General features: G+C 62.9%; 15 protein-coding genes. 9 read left to right on the top strand and 6 right to left on the bottom strand.

What is annotated here, in order from left to right; genetic code table 11:
- Positions 1-240 precede the first annotated feature (240 nt).
- Positions 241-954, bottom strand: a complete 714-nt coding sequence (locus tag BLP99_RS09400) for a tellurite resistance TerB family protein (RefSeq protein ID WP_072430830.1) — start codon at positions 952-954, stop codon at positions 241-243.
- Positions 955-1,130: 176 nt separating this feature from the next.
- On the opposite strand from BLP99_RS09400, the gene BLP99_RS09395 reads away from it, so the two are divergent.
- The 7 genes from BLP99_RS09395 to BLP99_RS09365 all read left to right on the top strand — a co-directional run bounded on the left by BLP99_RS09395 (position 1,131) and on the right by BLP99_RS09365 (position 9,462).
- On the top strand, positions 1,131-2,045 hold the full coding sequence (locus BLP99_RS09395) for a LysR family transcriptional regulator (protein ID WP_072388056.1): 915 nt from the start codon (positions 1,131-1,133) through the stop codon (positions 2,043-2,045).
- Positions 2,046-2,250: 205 nt separating this feature from the next.
- Positions 2,251-3,708, top strand: coding sequence for a gamma-aminobutyraldehyde dehydrogenase (locus tag BLP99_RS09390; RefSeq protein WP_092180229.1), 1,458 nt, complete (start codon positions 2,251-2,253; stop codon positions 3,706-3,708).
- 90 nt (positions 3,709-3,798) lie between these two features.
- Positions 3,799-4,950 (top strand): putative ABC transporter substrate-binding protein YdcS, encoded by a 1,152-nt coding sequence (gene ydcS, locus BLP99_RS09385; RefSeq protein WP_072388060.1) that lies wholly within the window; start codon positions 3,799-3,801, stop codon positions 4,948-4,950.
- 133 nt (positions 4,951-5,083) lie between these two features.
- On the top strand, positions 5,084-6,121 hold the full coding sequence (locus BLP99_RS09380) for an ABC transporter ATP-binding protein (protein WP_072388062.1): 1,038 nt from the start codon (positions 5,084-5,086) through the stop codon (positions 6,119-6,121).
- A gap of 1 nt (position 6,122) precedes the next feature.
- Positions 6,123-7,070, top strand: coding sequence for an ABC transporter permease (locus tag BLP99_RS09375; RefSeq protein WP_092180227.1), 948 nt, complete (start codon positions 6,123-6,125; stop codon positions 7,068-7,070).
- Positions 7,060-7,878, top strand: coding sequence for an ABC transporter permease (locus tag BLP99_RS09370; protein ID WP_072388066.1), 819 nt, complete (start codon positions 7,060-7,062; stop codon positions 7,876-7,878). The genes BLP99_RS09375 and BLP99_RS09370 overlap by 11 nt, the downstream gene beginning before the upstream one ends.
- A gap of 159 nt (positions 7,879-8,037) precedes the next feature.
- Positions 8,038-9,462 carry a gamma-aminobutyraldehyde dehydrogenase gene (locus BLP99_RS09365; RefSeq protein ID WP_072388068.1) on the top strand — a complete coding sequence of 475 codons (1,425 nt, stop codon included), beginning with the start codon at positions 8,038-8,040 and terminating at the stop codon, positions 9,460-9,462.
- 158 nt (positions 9,463-9,620) lie between these two features.
- On the opposite strand, the gene BLP99_RS09360 is transcribed toward BLP99_RS09365, so the two are convergent.
- Positions 9,621-9,806, bottom strand: coding sequence for a hypothetical protein (locus BLP99_RS09360; protein WP_072388735.1), 186 nt, complete (start codon positions 9,804-9,806; stop codon positions 9,621-9,623).
- A gap of 372 nt (positions 9,807-10,178) precedes the next feature.
- On the opposite strand from BLP99_RS09360, the gene BLP99_RS09355 reads away from it, so the two are divergent.
- Entirely contained in the window at positions 10,179-11,804 is a 1,626-nt protein-coding gene (locus BLP99_RS09355; RefSeq protein WP_072388070.1) for a glucan biosynthesis protein D, read from the top strand.
- A gap of 132 nt (positions 11,805-11,936) precedes the next feature.
- Here BLP99_RS09355 and BLP99_RS09350 read toward each other — a convergent pair whose 3' ends face one another.
- From BLP99_RS09350 to BLP99_RS09340, 3 genes are all read right to left on the bottom strand, one after another.
- Complete coding sequence (locus BLP99_RS09350) at positions 11,937-13,043, bottom strand: NADH:flavin oxidoreductase/NADH oxidase (RefSeq protein ID WP_072430826.1); 1,107 nt, start codon at positions 13,041-13,043, stop codon at positions 11,937-11,939.
- Positions 13,044-13,415: 372 nt separating this feature from the next.
- Positions 13,416-15,125 carry a single-stranded-DNA-specific exonuclease RecJ gene (gene recJ, locus BLP99_RS09345; protein WP_072388074.1) on the bottom strand — a complete coding sequence of 570 codons (1,710 nt, stop codon included), beginning with the start codon at positions 15,123-15,125 and terminating at the stop codon, positions 13,416-13,418.
- 95 nt (positions 15,126-15,220) lie between these two features.
- Positions 15,221-15,763, bottom strand: a complete 543-nt coding sequence (locus tag BLP99_RS09340) for a YaeQ family protein (protein ID WP_072388076.1) — start codon at positions 15,761-15,763, stop codon at positions 15,221-15,223.
- A 248-nt stretch (positions 15,764-16,011) separates the two neighbouring features.
- On the opposite strand from BLP99_RS09340, the gene BLP99_RS09335 reads away from it, so the two are divergent.
- Positions 16,012-17,211, top strand: coding sequence for a CaiB/BaiF CoA transferase family protein (locus BLP99_RS09335; RefSeq protein WP_072459260.1), 1,200 nt, complete (start codon positions 16,012-16,014; stop codon positions 17,209-17,211).
- A 198-nt stretch (positions 17,212-17,409) separates the two neighbouring features.
- Here the strand turns inward: BLP99_RS09335 and BLP99_RS09330 are convergent, their stop codons facing one another.
- Complete coding sequence (locus BLP99_RS09330) at positions 17,410-17,697, bottom strand: DUF3509 domain-containing protein (protein WP_072388080.1); 288 nt, start codon at positions 17,695-17,697, stop codon at positions 17,410-17,412.
- Positions 17,698-17,822 lie beyond the last annotated feature (125 nt).

The raw sequence follows: 17,822 nt of genomic DNA, 5'->3' as shown, positions 1-17,822 counted from the left end.
GAGAGCGAGCTTGCTCGCGATAACGATGTACCCGTCAAAACGCTGCGACTGACCAAACGCCATCGCGAGCAAGCTCGCTCCCACAGGAAATAGCGCTGGCACACAAGACTGCCAAACACTCCAAAACCACTGTGGGAGCGAGCCCGCTCGCGATAGCGGTGTACCGGTCAAAAGCGCTGTGACTGACCGGGCGCCATCGCGAGCAGGCTCGCTCCCACAGGGAATTGTGTTGGGGCTGTTCTAGGCACTCGCCTGGCGCACCTGCTTTTCCAGTTCTGCCTTCAACCCCGGCTCCAGCTTGAGTTGGCGCGCCAGTTCATCGAGGTAGGACTTCTCCATGAAGTTTTCCTCGTCCACCAGCATCACGCTGGCGATGTACATCTCCGCGGCGATTTCCGGCGTGCTGGCGGCACGGGCGACGTCGGCCGGATCCAGGGGTTTGTTGAGCTCGGCATGCAGCCAGTGCTGCAGTTCCTGGTCGCTGTCGAGCTTGGTGAATTCGCCCTCGATCAACTGCCGCTCACGCTCGTCCACGTGACCATCGGCCTTGGCCGCCGCCACCAGCGCCCTGAGGATCGCCTGGCTATGCTGCTCGACCTGCGCCGCAGGAACGCGGTCCAGGGTCTGCGGTTCGGTTTTCGGGGCGCTGCCCTGCTGGGCCTGCCAGTTGCCATAAGCCTTGTAGGCGATCACGCCCAGGGCGGCCAGGCCACCATAGGCCAGGGCCTTGCCGCCGAAATTGCGGGCTTTCTTGTTGCCCAGCAACAAGCCCATGGCCCCGGCGGCCAGCGCCCCGCCGCCTGCGCCGGACAGCAGGCCGCCGAGGTTGCCACCGGCACCGCCGAGCAGCCCGCCCAAGCCACCGGACGATTTGCCCTGGGAAGCGCCCGCCTTGTTCTGCAACATTTCCTGACCGGACTTGAGTAGCTGGTCGAGCAATCCGCGAGTGTTCATTTGCTGCCTCCACGCATTCGGGGTAACCGGATCATTAAGGCCATCAGCCTAGATCGAAAGTGCCCCGCTGCCCCTGGCGAGATTGCTTCGAGATGTTGCCCCTCCCCTCGCTACCCATTGAAAAAACCGATATACACTGCGGCACATCGATAAAACCGCCGACCGGATGCTTTCCCATGATGACGTTGCGCCAGATTCGCCATTTCATCGCCGTGGCCGAGACCGGCTCGATTTCCGCCGCCGCACAGACGGCCTTCATTTCCCAGTCCACCCTGACCCTGGCCATCCAGCAACTGGAGCAGGAAATCGGCGTCAGCCTGTTCAATCGTCACGCCAAGGGCATGACCCTGACGCACCAGGGGCATCAATTCCTGCGCCAGGCCCATCTGATCCTGGCCACCGTCGACAATGCCAAGCGCAGCCTGCAACACAGCACCGACCAGGTGGCCGGCCAGGTCACCATCGGTGTCACCAGCCTGGTGGCCGGCTACTACCTGGCGGACCTGCTGACTCGCTTCCAGCGCGCCTACCCCAACGTGGACATCCGGGTGATGGAGGACGAACGGCCGTATATCGAGCACCTGCTGGTCAGCGGCGAAATCGATGTCGGGGTGCTGATCCTGTCCAACCTGGAAGACCGTCACGCCTTGCAGACCGAGGTGCTGACCCATTCCCCCCACCGCTTGTGGCTGCCGGCGCAGCACCCGCTGCTGGAGCGCGACAGCATCAACCTGGCCGATGTCACCCGTGAGCCACTGATCCAGCTGAATGTCGACGAAATGGACCGCAACGCCCAGCGCCTGTGGCGCGGTGCCGGCTTGCAACCGAAGATCACCCTGCGCACCGCTTCCACCGAAGCGGTGCGCAGCCTGGTGGCGGCGGGGCTTGGTGTGTCGATCCAGCCGGACATGACCTACCGCCCCTGGTCGCTGGAAGGCGACATCATCGAGGCGCGACCGATTGCCGACCTCAGCCAGACCCTCGACGTCGGCCTGGCCTGGCGCCGGGGCACGGCGCGGCCGGCGTCGGTCGATCCGTTCCTGGCCGTCGCCCGGGAACAGCCTCATGGCGGGCGCAAGCCATCTATTTAATCGAATGCAGCCTTGAGTATTTCGAATTTGTCGGCCTTGAGGCTGAGCACTAGTCTTGCTGCATCACCGCGACCCTGGTGGGAGCGAGCTTGCTCGCGATGGCGAAGTGTCAGCAACGCATTTGTCGTCGGATAGATAGACCGTCATCGCGAGCAAGCTCGCTCCCACAGGTTCTGTGTTTCAACCGAAAGAAGAGAAATCGGACATGGCTGGCACGCAAACCCCGTTGTGCACCGCGTTGCTGATCGACGCAGAGCTCGTTGCCGGTGAAGGCCCTGTCGAGCCGATCCTCAACCCGGCCACCGGTGAGGTGCTGGCCCACATCGCCGAAGCCAGCAGCGAGCAGGTGGAAGCCGCGATCCTGGCCGCCCATCGCGCCTTCGACGGGTGGTCGCGCACCACGCCGCAACAACGCTCCAACCTGCTGCTGGACATCGCTGGCGCCATCGAAAGGAACGCCGATCAACTGGCTCGCCTCGAATCCCTGAACTGCGGCAAACCGCTGCACCTGGCGCGCCAGGATGACCTGAGCGCCACGGTGGACGTGTTCCGCTTCTTCGCCGGCGCCGTGCGCTGCCAGACCGGCCAGCTCAGCGGCGAATACCTGCCTGGCTACACCAGCATGGTGCGCCGCGACCCGATTGGGGTGGTGGCATCCATCGCCCCGTGGAATTACCCGATCATGATGGCCGCGTGGAAAATCGCCCCCGCCCTGGCCGCCGGCAATACCCTGGTGTTCAAACCGTCGGAGCACACGCCGCTGTCTATCCTGACCCTGGCACCGGTATTGGCCCGGATCCTGCCGCCAGGCGTGATCAACATCATCTGCGGAGGCGGCGAAGGGGTGGGCAGCCACCTGGTCAGTCACCCCAAGGTGCGCATGGTTTCCCTGACCGGCGATATCGTCACCGGGCAGAAGATCCTCCAGGCAGCGGCAAAGACGCTCAAGCGTACGCACCTGGAATTGGGCGGCAAGGCGCCAGTGATCGTATGCGATGACGCCGACCTGCAGGCCGTGGTCGAAGGCGTGCGCACCTACGGTTATTACAACGCCGGACAGGATTGCACCGCAGCCTGCCGGATCTACGCCCAGGACGGCATTCACGACCGCCTGGTGGCCGAGCTCGGCGCGGCGGTCAGCAGCCTGCGCTTTGCCGGCAGGCGCGATGCCGACAATGAAATCGGCCCGCTGATCAGCACCCGCCAGCGCGACCGTGTCGCCAGTTTCGTCGAGCGCGCCCTCGGCCAGCCCCACATCGAACGCATCACCGGCGCGGCGGTGCATTCCGGCGCGGGTTTCTTCTATCAGCCCACCCTGCTGGCCGGTTGCAAGCAAAGCGACGAGATCGTCCAGCGTGAGGTGTTCGGCCCGGTCGTCACCGTGACCCGCTTCGACGAGCTCAGCCAGGCGGTGGATTGGGCCAACGACTCCGAATACGGCCTGGCCTCCTCGGTATGGACACAGAACCTGGACAAGGCGATGCAGGTGGCGGCACGGCTGCAATACGGCTGCACCTGGATCAACAGCCACTTCATGCTGGTCAGCGAAATGCCCCATGGCGGCCTGAAACGTTCGGGTTATGGGAAAGACCTGTCCAGCGACTCGCTCCAGGACTACAGCGTGGTGCGCCACATCATGGCCCGCCACGGCCAGCATCTGTAGATAACAGCACTACTCTAATAACAGGCCTTCAATGGCGCTTCACCCTGTTGAAACACTGCCCCGACCATAATTAAAGCAAGAGGGATTTCCATGTACGCGCACAAGACCGCATTGCTCAGCGCAATCACCACGGCGCTGCTGACCAGCGTCAGCCTGCAGGCCGCCGAACCAGCCAAGGCTGTTGGCGCAGGGGAAGGCCAACTGGATATCGTCGCCTGGCCGGGCTACATCGAACGCGGTGAAACCGACAAGGCCTACGATTGGGTGACCGGATTCGAGAAAGAAACCGGCTGCAAGGTCAATGTGAAAACCGCCGCGACCTCCGACGAAATGGTCAGTCTGATGACCAAGGGCGGCTACGACCTGGTCACCGCCTCCGGCGATGCCTCGCTGCGGCTGATTGCCGGCAAGCGCGTGCAGCCGATCAATACCGCCCTGATTCCCAACTGGAAGAACCTCGATCCACGTCTCAAGGATGCGCCGTGGTACGTGGTCAACCAGCAGACCTACGGCACCCCGTACCAGTGGGGGCCGAACGTGCTGATGTACAACACCGACGTGTTCAAGCAACCGCCCACCAGCTGGAGCGTGCTGTTCAGCGCCCAGGACCTGCCGGACGGCAAGCCGAACAAAGGTCGCGTACAAGCCTATGATGGCCCGATCTATATCGCCGACGCGGCGCTGTACCTCAAGACCGCCAAGCCCGAGCTGGGCATCAAGGACCCGTACCAACTCGATGAAGCGCAATACAAGGCCGTGCTGGAATTGCTGCGGGCCCAGCAACCGTTGATCCACCGCTACTGGCACGACACCACCGTGCAGATGAGCGACTTCAAGAACGAAGGTGTGGTGGCGTCCGGCGCCTGGCCGTATCAGGTCAACGGCCTGATGAACGAGAAACAACCGATCGCCTCGACCATTCCAAAAGAAGGCGCCACCGGCTGGGCCGATACCACGATGCTCCACGCCGACGCCAAGCACCCCAACTGTGCGTACAAGTGGATGGACTGGTCGCTGCAACCGAAAGTCCAGGGTGACGTGGCGGCCTGGTTCGGTTCCCTGCCAGCGGTGCCGGCAGCGTGCACGGGCAGTGAACTGCTGGGGGCCGAAGGCTGCAAGACCAACGGCTTCGACCAGTTCGACAAGATCGCCTTCTGGAAAACTCCACAGGCCGAGGGCGGCAAGTACGTGCCCTACAGCCGCTGGACCCAGGACTACATTGCGATCATGGGCGGGCGCTAAGTCCCTCAGTCGGCGAAAAAACCGGAGCTGAGCACCGCTCCTGTGGCGAGGGGATTTATCCCCTCGCCACAGGTCCGTGCCCGACAATCCAGCCATGACTCAATAGAAGCCCCGCTTTCTGGAGCACCGCACCATGACACTTGCAGTCCAGTTCACCCAGGTATCCCGTCAGTTCGGTGAAGTGAAGGCCGTTGACCGGGTTTCCATCGACATCCAGGACGGCGAGTTCTTTTCCATGCTGGGCCCTTCCGGTTCGGGCAAGACCACCTGCCTGCGGCTGATCGCCGGTTTCGAACAGCCCAGCGCCGGCTCGATCCGTATCCATGGCGAGGAAGCCGCCGGATTGCCGCCCTATCAGCGCGACGTGAACACGGTCTTCCAGGATTACGCCCTGTTTCCCCATATGAATGTGCGCGACAACGTCGCCTATGGCCTGAAAGTCAAAGGCGTCGCCAAGGCCGAGCGCATCCAGCGCGCCGATGAAGCCCTGCAGATGGTTGCCCTGGGCGGCTATGGCGAGCGCAAGCCGGTACAACTTTCCGGCGGCCAGCGCCAGCGCGTGGCCCTGGCCCGGGCGCTGGTCAACCGTCCACGGGTGTTGCTGCTGGACGAACCCCTGGGCGCCCTCGATCTCAAGCTGCGCGAACAGATGCAGGGAGAGTTGAAGAAACTGCAACGCCAGTTGGGCATCACCTTCATTTTCGTCACCCACGACCAGACCGAAGCCTTGTCGATGTCCGACCGTGTGGCGGTGTTCAACAAGGGGCGCATCGAACAGGTCGATACGCCGCGCAACCTGTACATGAAACCGGCGACCACCTTCGTCGCCGAGTTCGTCGGCACCTCCAATGTGATCCGTGGCGAACTGGCCCGGCAATTGAGTGGTTATCCACAGGCGTTTTCGATCCGCCCGGAACACGTGCGCTTCGCCGAAGGCCCGCTCGCCGGCAATGAAATCGAAGTCCAGGGACTGCTTCACGACATCCAGTACCAGGGCAGCGCCACGCGCTACGAGGTGAAACTCGACAACGGCCAGACCCTGAATCTCAGCCAGGCCAATACCCAATGGACCGACAACGCGGCCCAGCATCAGGCCGGCCAACCGTTGCGCATTCGCTGGGCCCGGGAAGCGATGGTCGTGTTGCATGACACCGTCGGCGGCGAGGTGTGACATGAACACCCAGGCCCTGCCCCAGACGTCCACCTCCGGTTCTGCGTTGCGACGTTTTTCCAACCTGCTCTACCGACGCCCCAACCTGTACCTGTCGCTGCTGCTGGTACCGCCGCTGATCTGGTTCGGCGCGATCTACCTGGGCTCGCTGCTGACGTTGTTGTGGCAGGGTTTCTACACCTTCGACGACTTCACCATGGCGGTCACGCCTGACCTGACCCTGGCGAATTTCATCGCACTGTTCCAGCCCTCGAACTTCGACATCATCCTGCGCACCCTGGGCATGGCCATCGTCGTGTCCATCGCCAGCGCCATCGTCGCGTTCCCGATTGCCTACTACATGGCCCGCTACACCCGCGGCAAGACCAAGGCGTTTTTCTACATCGCGGTGATGCTGCCGATGTGGGCCAGTTATATCGTCAAGGCCTATGCCTGGACACTGTTGCTGGCCAAGGGCGGCGTGGCCCAGTGGTTCGTCCAGCACCTGGGCCTGGAGCCGGTGTTGCAGTTCGCACTGGGGATTGCCGGCGTGGGCGGCAGTACCTTGTCCACGTCGCACCTGGGCCGTTTCCTGGTGTTCGTCTACATCTGGCTGCCGTTCATGATCCTGCCGATCCAGGCCTCCCTGGAGCGCCTGCCGCCGTCATTGCTGCAAGCCTCGGCGGACCTGGGCGCCAGGCCGCGCCAGACCTTCATGCACGTGGTCCTGCCGTTGTCGATCCCGGGCATCGCCGCCGGCTCGATCTTCACCTTCTCACTGACCCTGGGGGATTTCATCGTGCCGCAGCTGGTGGGCCCGCCGGGCTACTTCGTCGGCAGCATGGTCTACGCCCAGCAAGGCGCCATCGGCAATATGCCCATGGCCGCGGCGTTCACCCTGGTGCCCATCGTGCTGATTGCCATCTACCTGTCTATCGTCAAACGCCTGGGGGCTTTCGATGCACTCTGACTCTCAAGACCGGGCCTCCTGGGGCTTGCGGATCGCGGCGTGGGGCGGACTGGTGTTCCTGCATTTCCCGATCCTGATCATCTTCCTCTACGCCTTCAACACCGAGGATGCAGCCTTCAGTTTTCCGCCCAAGGGCCTGACCCTGAAGTGGTTCAGCGTGGCGTTCTCGCGCCCTGACGTCCTGGAGGCCATCAAGCTGTCATTGCAGGTGGCGGCCATTGCCACGCTGATCGCCATGGTACTCGGCACCCTGGCTTCGGCCGCGCTGTATCGCCGTGACTTCTTCGGCAAACAGGGGATCTCGCTGATGCTGATCCTGCCGATCGCCCTGCCGGGCATCATCACCGGCATTGCCCTGCTGGCCTCCTTCAAGACCCTGGGAATCGAGCCCGGGATGTTCACGATCGTCGTGGGCCACGCGACCTTTTGCGTGGTGATCGTCTATAACAACGTCATCGCCCGCCTGCGTCGCACTTCCCACAGCTTGATCGAAGCGTCCATGGACCTGGGCGCCGACGGCTGGCAGACCTTTCGCTACATCATCCTGCCCAACCTCGGCTCGGCGTTGCTGGCAGGCGGGATGCTGGCGTTCGCGCTGTCGTTCGACGAGATCATCGTCACCACCTTTACCGCCGGTCACGAACGCACCTTGCCGCTGTGGCTGCTCAACCAGCTCAGCCGCCCCCGCGACGTGCCGGTGACCAACGTGGTGGCGATGCTGGTGATGCTGGTGACGATGTTGCCGATACTGGGCGCCTATTACCTGACCCGAGGGGGTGAGAGCGTGGCCGGTAGCGGCGGGAAATAATCCACAGTGATCGCTCACTGGGAAACCGCAACCCCGTGGGAGCGAGCTAGCTCGCGAAGGCGTCGAGTCAGTCGCTGCAAAGGCTCAATGACCACCGCTATCGCGAGCAAGCTCGCTCCCGCAGGGGACTTGGGAAAACATTCAAGAGAGGACTTGGACATGCAAACCAAACTGCTGATCAACGGCCAGCTGGTGAACGGCGAAGGCCCCGGCCAGGCGGTGTTCAACCCTGCCCTGGGACGGGTGCTGGTGGAAATCAACGAGGCCAGCGAGGCCCAGGTCGATGCCGCCGTGCGTGCCGCCGACGGCGCCTTCGACAGTTGGTCGCAAGTGCCCCCCAAGGACCGTGCCCTGCTGCTGCTCAAGCTCGCCGATGCCATCGAGGCCAACGGCGAGGAACTGGCGAAGCTGGAGTCGGACAACTGCGGCAAACCCTTGAGCGCCGCGCTGAACGACGAGATCCCGGCGATCGCCGACGTGTTCCGCTTCTTTGCCGGCGCCAGCCGCTGCATGAACGGTTCGGCCGGCGGCGAATACCTGCCGGGTCACACCTCGATGATCCGTCGCGACCCGGTGGGGGTCATCGCATCCATCGCGCCGTGGAACTACCCACTGATGATGGTCGCCTGGAAGATCGCTCCAGCCCTGGCCGCCGGCAATACCGTAGTGCTCAAGCCGTCGGAACAGACCCCGCTGACGGCGTTGCGGCTGGCGGAACTGGCGTCCGGAATTTTCCCGGCCGGCGTGCTCAATGTCGTGTTCGGCCGTGGACAGACCGTCGGCCAGCCGTTGGTGACCCATCCGAAAGTGCGTATGGTGTCGCTGACCGGCTCCATCGCCACCGGCTCGAACATCATTTCCAGCACCGCCGACAGCGTCAAACGCACGCACATGGAACTGGGCGGCAAGGCCCCGGTGATCATCTTCGACGACGCCGACATCGACGCGGCAGTGGAAGGCATCCGCACCTTCGGTTTCTACAATGCTGGCCAGGACTGCACAGCGGCCTGCCGGATCTATGCCCAGCAAGGCATCTACGAAAAGTTTGTCGAAAAGCTCGGCGCGGCGGTGGGCAGCATCAAGTACGGCCTGCAAACCGCGCCGGACACCGAGATGGGCCCGCTGATCACCGCCCAGCATCGCGACCGCGTGGCCGGTTTCGTCGAACGGGCCATCGCCCAGCCGCACATCCGCCTGGTCACCGGGGGCAAGGCGGTGGAGGGCAATGGGTTCTTCTTCGAACCGACGGTACTGGCCGACGCCCAGCAGGACGACGAAATCGTGCGCCGGGAAGTCTTCGGGCCGGTGGTATCCGTCACGCCGTTCCTCGACGAGGCGCAAGTGCTGGCCTGGGCCAATGATTCGGACTACGGCCTGGCTTCATCGGTATGGACCGCCGACATCGGACGTGCCCACCGCTTGTCGGCACGCCTGCAATATGGCTGCACCTGGGTGAATACCCACTTCATGCTCGTCAGCGAAATGCCCCACGGCGGTCAGAAACGCTCCGGCTATGGCAAGGACATGTCCATGTATGGGCTGGAGGATTACACCGTAGTGCGGCATGTCATGTTCAAGCATTGAATGCCAGGCAATGTCGGCAACCCATCCGCGGTTGCCGCGCCTTGTTCCTGCCAAGGGTTTCGTCGATCGGTGCAGGCTGGCCGGTTGACGCCAACCCAGGCAGCGGTGGCCGGTACGGATATACGCAATGATTGGCCACGCCCACCGCCCGGCCGCTCTTAGAATCTCGACACGCTCCTCATCGCGTCCACCAGATAACGCATGGCGATCCGGTCGTTTTCCGACAGCTCCCGGTAGCGTTCCACCAATCTCAATTCTTCCAGGCTGAGTCGGCGTGTCCTGCGCCCATGGGTCAAGTTTGGAAAGAGCCCCAGCATTTCGGTAATGCCCTGAATTTTTGTCATGAACTTGTCCTTCATACGTCGAATTGGATTACCTGAATCCTGATAGCCCTTGAATTGACGGCCCGAGCCGTTCTTTCAGCCTAAGAATAGGGATGATTCATAGGGTGAGAAGAGATTTTTAGAGTAATTAGTCAAAAATTGCAGGCACTTCCAATAAAAAAGAAATATCTGTAAGAAAATTTAACCAGGTCATGGTTTCCCCTCTCACTCCTGCCTGTGTATCCCCTATGATTTCGCGCCGCGGTGAACCGATCCGGCTCTCAGGCATCTGTTCTTACGTTTGTCGCGTTTGGCCAAAGTCATTGTCCGAACTCCCTAATCACTCTCCGTTGCCAGGAACGGCTCGGGATTGCTTCGAATAAGGTTGTATTTATGCATCGTAGGAACCTGCTCAAAGCCTCCATGGCGTTCGCCGCCTACACCGGTCTATCCGCTTCCGGGCTCATGGCCGCGCGCGCCTGGGCCGCCGACCAGGCCGCCGACGGCGAAGCCCGGCCCTTTGACTTCAAAGGGTTGAAGGAACAGGCCCGGCGCCTGGCCGAACGTAGCTATGTCGATACCAAGCAAGTCTTGCCCGAAACCCTGGCGATGATGTCGCCGCTGCAGTTCAACGCCATCCGGTATGACGCCAACCATTCGCTATGGAATGAGCTGGACGGTCAGCTGGACGTGCAGTTCTTCCACGTCGGCATGGGCTTCAAGCAGCCGGTGCGCATGCACAGCGTCGATCCCAAGACCCGCATGGCCCGCGAGGTGCACTTCCGCCCCGAGTTGTTCAACTATGAGAAAACCACGGTCAACACCTCCCAACTGAAGGGTGACCTGGGGTTCGCCGGATTCCGTGCGTTCAAGGCTCCGGAACTGGACCGGCACGACATCGTTTCATTCCTGGGCGCCAGTTACTTCCGCGCGGTGGACGCCACCGGCCAGTACGGGCTTTCGGCCCGTGGATTGGCCATCGATACCTACGCCAAACGGCGTGAGGAATTCCCGGACTTCACCCAGTTCTGGTTCGAGACCCCGGAGAAGAACAGCACCCGCTTCGTGGTCTACGCCCTGCTCGATTCCCCCAGCGCTACCGGTGCCTATCGATTCGACATCGATTGCCAGCCGACCCGGGTGGTGATGGAAATCGATGCCCACGTCAATGCCCGTACCGCCATCGAGCAACTGGGCATTGCCCCGATGACCAGCATGTTCAGCTGCGGCACCGTGGAGCGGCGCATGTGCGACACCATTCACCCGCAGATCCACGACTCCGACCGGCTGGCCATGTGGCGCGGCAACGGCGAATGGGTCTGCCGTCCACTGAACAACCCTGCCACCTTGCAGTTCAACGCCTTCGCCGACAAGAACCCGAAGGGCTTCGGCCTGGTGCAGAGCGACCATGATTTCGAGAGCTACCAGGACACCGTGGACTGGTACAGCAAGCGTCCAAGCCTGTGGGTCGAGCCTACGACCGCATGGGGAGAGGGCTCGGTGGACCTGCTGGAGATTCCTACGACCGGCGAAACCCTGGATAACATCGTCGCGTTCTGGTCGCCGAAGAAACCGGTCGCGGCCGGCGATTCGCTGAACTATGGCTACAAACTCTACTGGAGCGCACTGCCGCCAGTGAGCACGGACCTGGCGCAGGTCCATGCGACTCGTTCGGGCATGGGCGGTTTCATCGAGGGCTGGGCGCCGGGCGAACATTACCCGACCGTCTGGGCGCGTCGCTTCGCCGTGGATTTCAATGGCGGCGGTCTCGACCAACTGCCACCGGGCACCGGCATCGAACCGGTGGTGACCTGCTCCCATGGCGAGGTGAAGGATTTCAACGTGCTGGTGCTGGATGCGATCAAGGGTTATCGCATCACCTTCGACTGGTACCCCACGGATGACCGTGTGGACCCGGTGGAAATGCGCCTGTTCATTCGCACCAAGGACCGGACCCTGAGCGAGACCTGGCTGTACCAGTACTTCCCGCCAGCGCCGGATAAGCGCAAGTATCCCTGACACAATCCGGGTGTCCGGGCTGGCCCATCGCGAGCCTGCTCGCGATGGGGTCGACCCAGAAACCGACTCTCCCGACCCGATCAAACAACAAGCCCCGGCCAGAACGACCGGGGCTTGTTGTTTGATCGGCATTCAGTCCCGAAGATCCGACTCGTGGATCGGCTGGTCCCGATGCGTCGCCCGCTGGTACTGCGCCGGCCAGGTGGCCTTGCGTCCGCCCAGGTCATCATCGGCATGCAGGGCCCAGTACGGATCGCGCAACAACTCGCGGGCCAGGAAAATGATGTCTGCCTGGCAGGTACGCAGGATGTGCTCGGCCTGGGCCGGCTCGGTGATCATGCCGACAGTGCCGGTGGCGATTTCCGACTCCTTGCGCACCCGCTCGGCGAAACGGGTCTGGTAGCCCGGACCGGTGGGGATCTCCGCATTCGCCGCGGTGCCGCCCGAGGATACGTCGATCAAGTCCACCCCCACCGCCCTGAGTCGCCGTGCCAGCTCGACGGTTTCATCGGGGTTCCAGCCATCCTCGACCCAGTCGGTGGCCGATACCCGCACGAACACCGGTAACTCCTCGGGCCATACGGCCCGCACCGCCTCGGTGACCTGAAGCACCAGGCGGATGCGATTCTCGAACGAACCGCCGTACAGGTCACGGCGCTGATTGCTCAACGGCGACAGGAACTGATGCAGCAGGTAGCCATGGGCCGCATGGACCTCGACCACTTTGAAACCGGCCGTCAGGGCGCGCCGGGCGGCCTCCACGAACGCCTGGATGACCGCATGGATCTGGCCTTCGTCCAGTTGGACCGGCTGGGTGTGCTGCGGATCGAAGGCAATCGGCGACGGACCGACCGGGATCCAGCCGCCGTCCTCCGGCTTCACGCTGCCATGCTTGCCAAGCCAGGGGCGCCAGGTGCTGGCCTTGCGCCCGGCATGGGCCAGTTGAATGCCCGGCACGGCGCCCTGGGCAGTGATGAAGCGGGTGATCCGCTGCAGCGGTTCGATCTGTTCGTCGTTCCACAACCCGAGGTCCTGGGCGGTGATACGACCTTCGGCGGTGACGGCGGTGGCTTCGGTGAACACCAGGCCAGCGCCGCCCACGGCACGGCTGCCCAGGTGCACCAGGTGCCAGTCATTGGCCAGGCCATCGGCGCTCGAATACTGGCACATCGGCGACACCGCGATGCGATTGGGCAGGGTCAGTTGGCGTAGGGTATAGGGTTCCAGCAGCAGACTCATGGGGCACCTCTCGAATCAGTGGGCAGGCTCCAGGGTTCTGTTTGAAAAGTCGACGAGTGACAGAAGGTGCAACACCCGCCCCCGCGGGCAAAATAGAAATGGACAAGACGTCACAAGGGCTATCAACCAGTGCTTAGAGCCTAGTCGACAACCCGCAAGGACGGAGGGTTCAGAACTTAAAAAACGACGGTGTGACGCAATGGCGTCCCCCTGTGGCGAGGAGCTTGCTCCGGCAGGGCTGCGAAGCGGCCCCCTGTGGCGAGGAGCTTGCTCCGGCAGGGCTGCGAAGCGGCCCCCGTCCAGCCATCACATCGCAAGAGGACGCAGGCGCGCCCAGCGCGAGCAAGCTCCCTCGCCACAAAGGCCCATCGGCTAGCGCGGTTCGATATGGGCAATCATCAACTGCACCGTTTCCTGACCACGGAACTCGTTGAGGTCGAGTTTGTAGGCCAGTTCGACCCAGCGCACAGTGGGGTTCGGCCACACCTCGCGGTCGATGCCGAAGGCGATGCCATCGAGCTTCACCGACCCGCACTCGCTCTTGAGGACGACCTTAAGGTGCCGTTCGCCCACCACGCGTTGTTCGACCAACTGGAACACGCCATGGAACATCGGCTCCGGGAAATGCTGGCCCCAGGGACCGGCATGGCGCAGCGCCCGGGCCAGTTCGAGGTGAAATTCCTCCACCGCCAGGGTGCCGTCCGACAACAGCCGGCCGGTCAGGTCTTCTTCGCGCAGCTGCCGGCGCACTTCCGCATCGAACGCCTCGGCGAACAGCGGGAAGTTCGCCTCGGGCAAGGTCAGCCCGGCCGCCATGGCGTGACCGCCGTACTTGCTGATCAGGGTGGGATGCTGCGCCGCCACCACGCTCAGCGCATCACGAATGTGAAAGCCCGGCACCGAGCGCCCCGAACCCTTGAGCAAGCCGTCCCCGGCATCGGCGAAGGCAATGGTCGGACGGAAATAGCGCTCCTTCATCCGCGAGGCGAGAATGCCGATGACCCCTTGGTGCCACTGGGGATCGAACAGGCACAAGCCGAACGGCATCGAGTCCACCGGCAGCTCCTTGAGCTGGGCCAGCGCCTCGCGCTGCATCCCCTGCTCGATGGATTTACGGTCCTGGTTCATGCCATCCAGTTGCGCGGCCATGTCCCGGGCCAGGTTCGGGTCGTCGGTGAGCAGGCATTCGATACCCAGGCTCATGTCATCCAGGCGCCCGGCCGCATTCAGTCGTGGTCCGAGGATGAACCCCAGGTCAGTCGAGGTGATGCGCGAGTGATCGCGCCGGGCGACTTCCAGGATGGCCTTGATGCCGGGACGGGCGCGCCCGGCGCGGATGCGTTCCAGGCCCTGGTGCACCAGGATCCGGTTATTGGCGTCCAGGGGCACCACGTCGGCGACGCTGCCCAGGGCCACCAGGTCCAGCAGCTCGCCGATGTTCGGCTGCGGTGTGTCGGCGTATCGGCCGAGGCTGCGCAGGCGCGCTCGCAGGGCCATCAGCACATAGAAAATGACGCCCACGCCAGCCAGCGCCTTGCTCGGGAATTGGCAGCCCGGCTGGTTCGGGTTGACGATGGCGTCGGCCGCCGGCAGTTCGGGCCCGGGCAAGTGGTGATCGGTGACCAGCACCTTGAGCCCCGCCGCTTTCGCCGCCGCCACGCCTTCCACGCTGGAAATGCCGTTATCCACGGTGATCAGCAATTGCGGCTCGCGGGCCAGGGCGACCTGGACGATTTCCGGGGTCAGCCCGTAGCCGTATTCGAAGCGGTTGGGAACCAGGTAATCGACATGAGCCGCCCCCAGCAGGCGCAGCCCCAGCATGCCCACCGTGCTGGCCGTCGCGCCGTCGGCATCGAAGTCGCCGACGATCAGGATCCGTTGGCGCTGCTCCAGGGCCGCCACCAGCAGGTCCACCGCGGCATCGATGCCCTTGAGCTGCTGGAAAGGGATCAGGCGCGCCAGGCTCTTGTCCAGTTCAGCCTCGGACTGTACGCCACGCGCCGCGTACAGGCGGGTCAGCAAGGGTGGCAGGTCACCAAGGAACGGCAGGGTGTCGGGCAGCGGGCGGGGTTCTATGCGCATGGGGTAGCAGACATTCTTCTGTAGATCATGGGGTCAATTGTGTCGCAGAGGGAGCGGTGCGGGAGCAAGCGCGCCCCCTACACGGTGTCATTCGCTCAACCGCGCTCGCCCAGCAACCATTGCAACTGCACTTCATGCTGCCCACGGTCGTCGGTGACGAAAATCGTCCCTTCGCTGATCATCACATCCCACTTGATCACGCGGGGCATGTCCTGGGCCAGGGTTTCCAGTACCTCTTGCGGAACGGCGGCGATATTGACGTTCTTCAGGCCCTTGACGGCCGGCACAACCTTGCCTTCCCACACCCGCAGGCTGCCATACGCCAGCAGGCTGGTGCGTTCGGTACGACGCGAGCACCAGGTCAGGCGCTCGGCATCGGGCTGGCCGACTTCGATCCAGTGCAGCACCCGATCATCCAGGCTTTTTTCCCACAGTGCGGGTTCGTCGACATCTGACAGACCCCGGCCAAATGACAGCTGCTCGTTGTACCAGAAGGCGTAGGCCAACAGGCGCACGGTCATGCGCTCTTCGGTTTCCGAAGGATGGCGGGCGATGGTCTGCTTCACGTTCTCGTAGATACCGCGATCGAGGTCGGTGAGGTTCAGTTCAAACTTGTAGGTCGTGGACGGCTGGGCCATGAACGGGCTTCTTGAGACGGGGAAAGTCGGCAAGTCTAACCGATGACGCGGGCATTCCGAGAATTGCCGACCATCGACTTGCGCCAGCGAGTGGCCTGCTTGACCCGGTGCGCGCGAAAAGCCCAGGGCGAGTAACCGCCATGGATTGGACGCGAGACATGCCAATGAGCCTGACAGAACATGCCATACAGGCGGCTGGCCTATGATAAAACCTCTATCCGTTCTGCCTTTGTCCTACAGGATCGCTCATGTCGCTCACTGCCAAACCCCTCGCCGGCGTCAAAGTCATCGAACTCGGCACCCTGATCGCCGGCCCTTTCGCTTCGCGGATCTGCGCCGAATTCGGCGCAGAGGTGATCAAGATCGAATCGCCGGACGGCGGCGATCCGCTGCGCAAGTGGCGCAAATTGTATGAAGGCACGTCCCTGTGGTGGTTCGTCCAGGCCCGCAACAAGAAGTCCCTCACCCTGAACCTCAAGCACCCCGAAGGCCTGGACATCCTCAAGAAGCTGATCGGCGACGCCGACATCCTGATCGAGAATTTTCGCCCCGGCGTGCTGGAAAAACTTGGCCTGGGCTGGGACGTGTTGCACGCGCTGAACCCGAAACTGGTCATGGTGCGCCTGTCAGGCTTCGGCCAGACCGGCCCGATGAAGGATCAACCGGGGTTTGGCGCGGTGGGGGAATCCATGGGCGGCCTGCGCTACATCACCGGGTTCGAGGATCGCCCGCCGGTGCGCACCGGGATCTCCATCGGCGACTCCATCGCGGCCCTCTGGGGCGTGATCGGTGCGCTGATGGCCCTGCGTCACCGCGAAGTCAACGGTGGCACCGGGCAAGTGGTGGACGTGGCCTTGTACGAAGCGATCTTCGCCATGATGGAGAGCATGGTCCCGGAATTCGACGTGTTCGGTTTCATTCGCGAACGCACCGGCAACATCATGCCGGGTATCACCCCGTCATCCATCCACACCAGCGCCGACGGCAAGCATGTGCAGATCGGCGCCAACGGCGATGCGATCTTCAGGCGCTTCATGCAGGTCATCGGGCGTGACGACCTGGCCAACGACCCGCAACTGGCCAGCAATGACGGCCGGGACAGCCGCCGCGACGAGTTGTATGGGGTCATCGACCGCTGGGTCAATTCCCTGCCCCTGGACGTCGTCATGGAGCGACTGAACAACGCCGACGTGCCGGCCAGTCGGATCTTCAGCGCCGAAGACATGTTCAGCGACCCACAATTCCTGGCCCGGGAGATGTTCCTGCAGGCCCGGCTGCCGGATGGCAAGCCGTTCAAGATGCCGGGTATCGTACCGAAACTCTCCGACACACCGGGCAGCAGCGAGTGGGTCGGCCCGGCCCTCGGCGAACACAATGCCCAGGTCCTCGGCGAACTGGGCTTCGATGCGCAGCAGATCGCTCGCCTGCGGTCGGAGGGGGCCATCTGAAGGCACTCGGCACCCGAAACGGGTGCCCCCCTTTTCAGCAGGCAAAAAGAAACCCCGAGAAGTGGGGAGACAACTCGGGGTTAAACGTGACCATTCAAGGTCCGTACAACAAGCGACAAGCACCGGAGCACAATGCTCGCTCTTGTTGGTAAAGGGTCTGACTCGTAAGGACGTAGGAAGGTTCCCACGACCTATCATTCAATTCGTTACGGGGATCACCTTGTCACGCGCCAGATTACGCAGTGCCGCAATCACACAGGGCTCCAGGCGCCCCTCGGCAATCATCACATCGCGATGCAGGCCATCGACCACGTCGGTCAGTTGACGTTTGTCGGTCAATTGCGCCTGGTTGAACATCCGCTCAACCATGATGGCCCCGGAGGCATTCCTGAGCGTCACCAGGCATTCACCCTTGGCGCCGGAAGGCGTCAGTGTGACCTGATAGGGGCTCAAGGCCTCACCCAGCAATAGGCTGATACTTTCCATTCGATCACCCTTCAATAGTCCGAAAACAACTGCATGTGCACAGTAAGTGACCGTGAGCCGCAGCAGAAAGTTCTTCAGCGCACCGAAACGGCTTGCTTCCAACCTGTTCGACCGAGCATGCGCGC

This window comes from Pseudomonas sp. NFACC32-1 (assembly GCF_900101215.1).
Taxonomy (GTDB): Bacteria; Pseudomonadota; Gammaproteobacteria; order Pseudomonadales; family Pseudomonadaceae; genus Aquipseudomonas.
This window is presented reverse-complemented; position numbering and strand designations above follow the sequence as displayed.

Coding starts and splice junctions, on each gene's coding strand:
- BLP99_RS09355 (WP_072388070.1), top strand. CDS start 10,179: ATGCATCGTAGGAACCTGCTCAAAGCCTCCATGGCGTTCGCCGCCTAC.
- BLP99_RS09395 (WP_072388056.1), top strand. CDS start 1,131: ATGATGACGTTGCGCCAGATTCGCCATTTCATCGCCGTGGCCGAGACC.
- recJ (WP_072388074.1), bottom strand. CDS start 15,125: ATGCGCATAGAACCCCGCCCGCTGCCCGACACCCTGCCGTTCCTTGGT.
- BLP99_RS09365 (WP_072388068.1), top strand. CDS start 8,038: ATGCAAACCAAACTGCTGATCAACGGCCAGCTGGTGAACGGCGAAGGC.
- BLP99_RS09335 (WP_072459260.1), top strand. CDS start 16,012: ATGTCGCTCACTGCCAAACCCCTCGCCGGCGTCAAAGTCATCGAACTC.
- ydcS (WP_072388060.1), top strand. CDS start 3,799: ATGTACGCGCACAAGACCGCATTGCTCAGCGCAATCACCACGGCGCTG.
- BLP99_RS09380 (WP_072388062.1), top strand. CDS start 5,084: ATGACACTTGCAGTCCAGTTCACCCAGGTATCCCGTCAGTTCGGTGAA.
- BLP99_RS09360 (WP_072388735.1), bottom strand. CDS start 9,806: ATGACAAAAATTCAGGGCATTACCGAAATGCTGGGGCTCTTTCCAAAC.
- BLP99_RS09375 (WP_092180227.1), top strand. CDS start 6,123: ATGAACACCCAGGCCCTGCCCCAGACGTCCACCTCCGGTTCTGCGTTG.
- BLP99_RS09340 (WP_072388076.1), bottom strand. CDS start 15,763: ATGGCCCAGCCGTCCACGACCTACAAGTTTGAACTGAACCTCACCGAC.
- BLP99_RS09400 (WP_072430830.1), bottom strand. CDS start 954: ATGAACACTCGCGGATTGCTCGACCAGCTACTCAAGTCCGGTCAGGAA.
- BLP99_RS09330 (WP_072388080.1), bottom strand. CDS start 17,697: ATGGAAAGTATCAGCCTATTGCTGGGTGAGGCCTTGAGCCCCTATCAG.
- BLP99_RS09390 (WP_092180229.1), top strand. CDS start 2,251: ATGGCTGGCACGCAAACCCCGTTGTGCACCGCGTTGCTGATCGACGCA.
- BLP99_RS09350 (WP_072430826.1), bottom strand. CDS start 13,043: ATGAGTCTGCTGCTGGAACCCTATACCCTACGCCAACTGACCCTGCCC.
- BLP99_RS09370 (WP_072388066.1), top strand. CDS start 7,060: ATGCACTCTGACTCTCAAGACCGGGCCTCCTGGGGCTTGCGGATCGCG.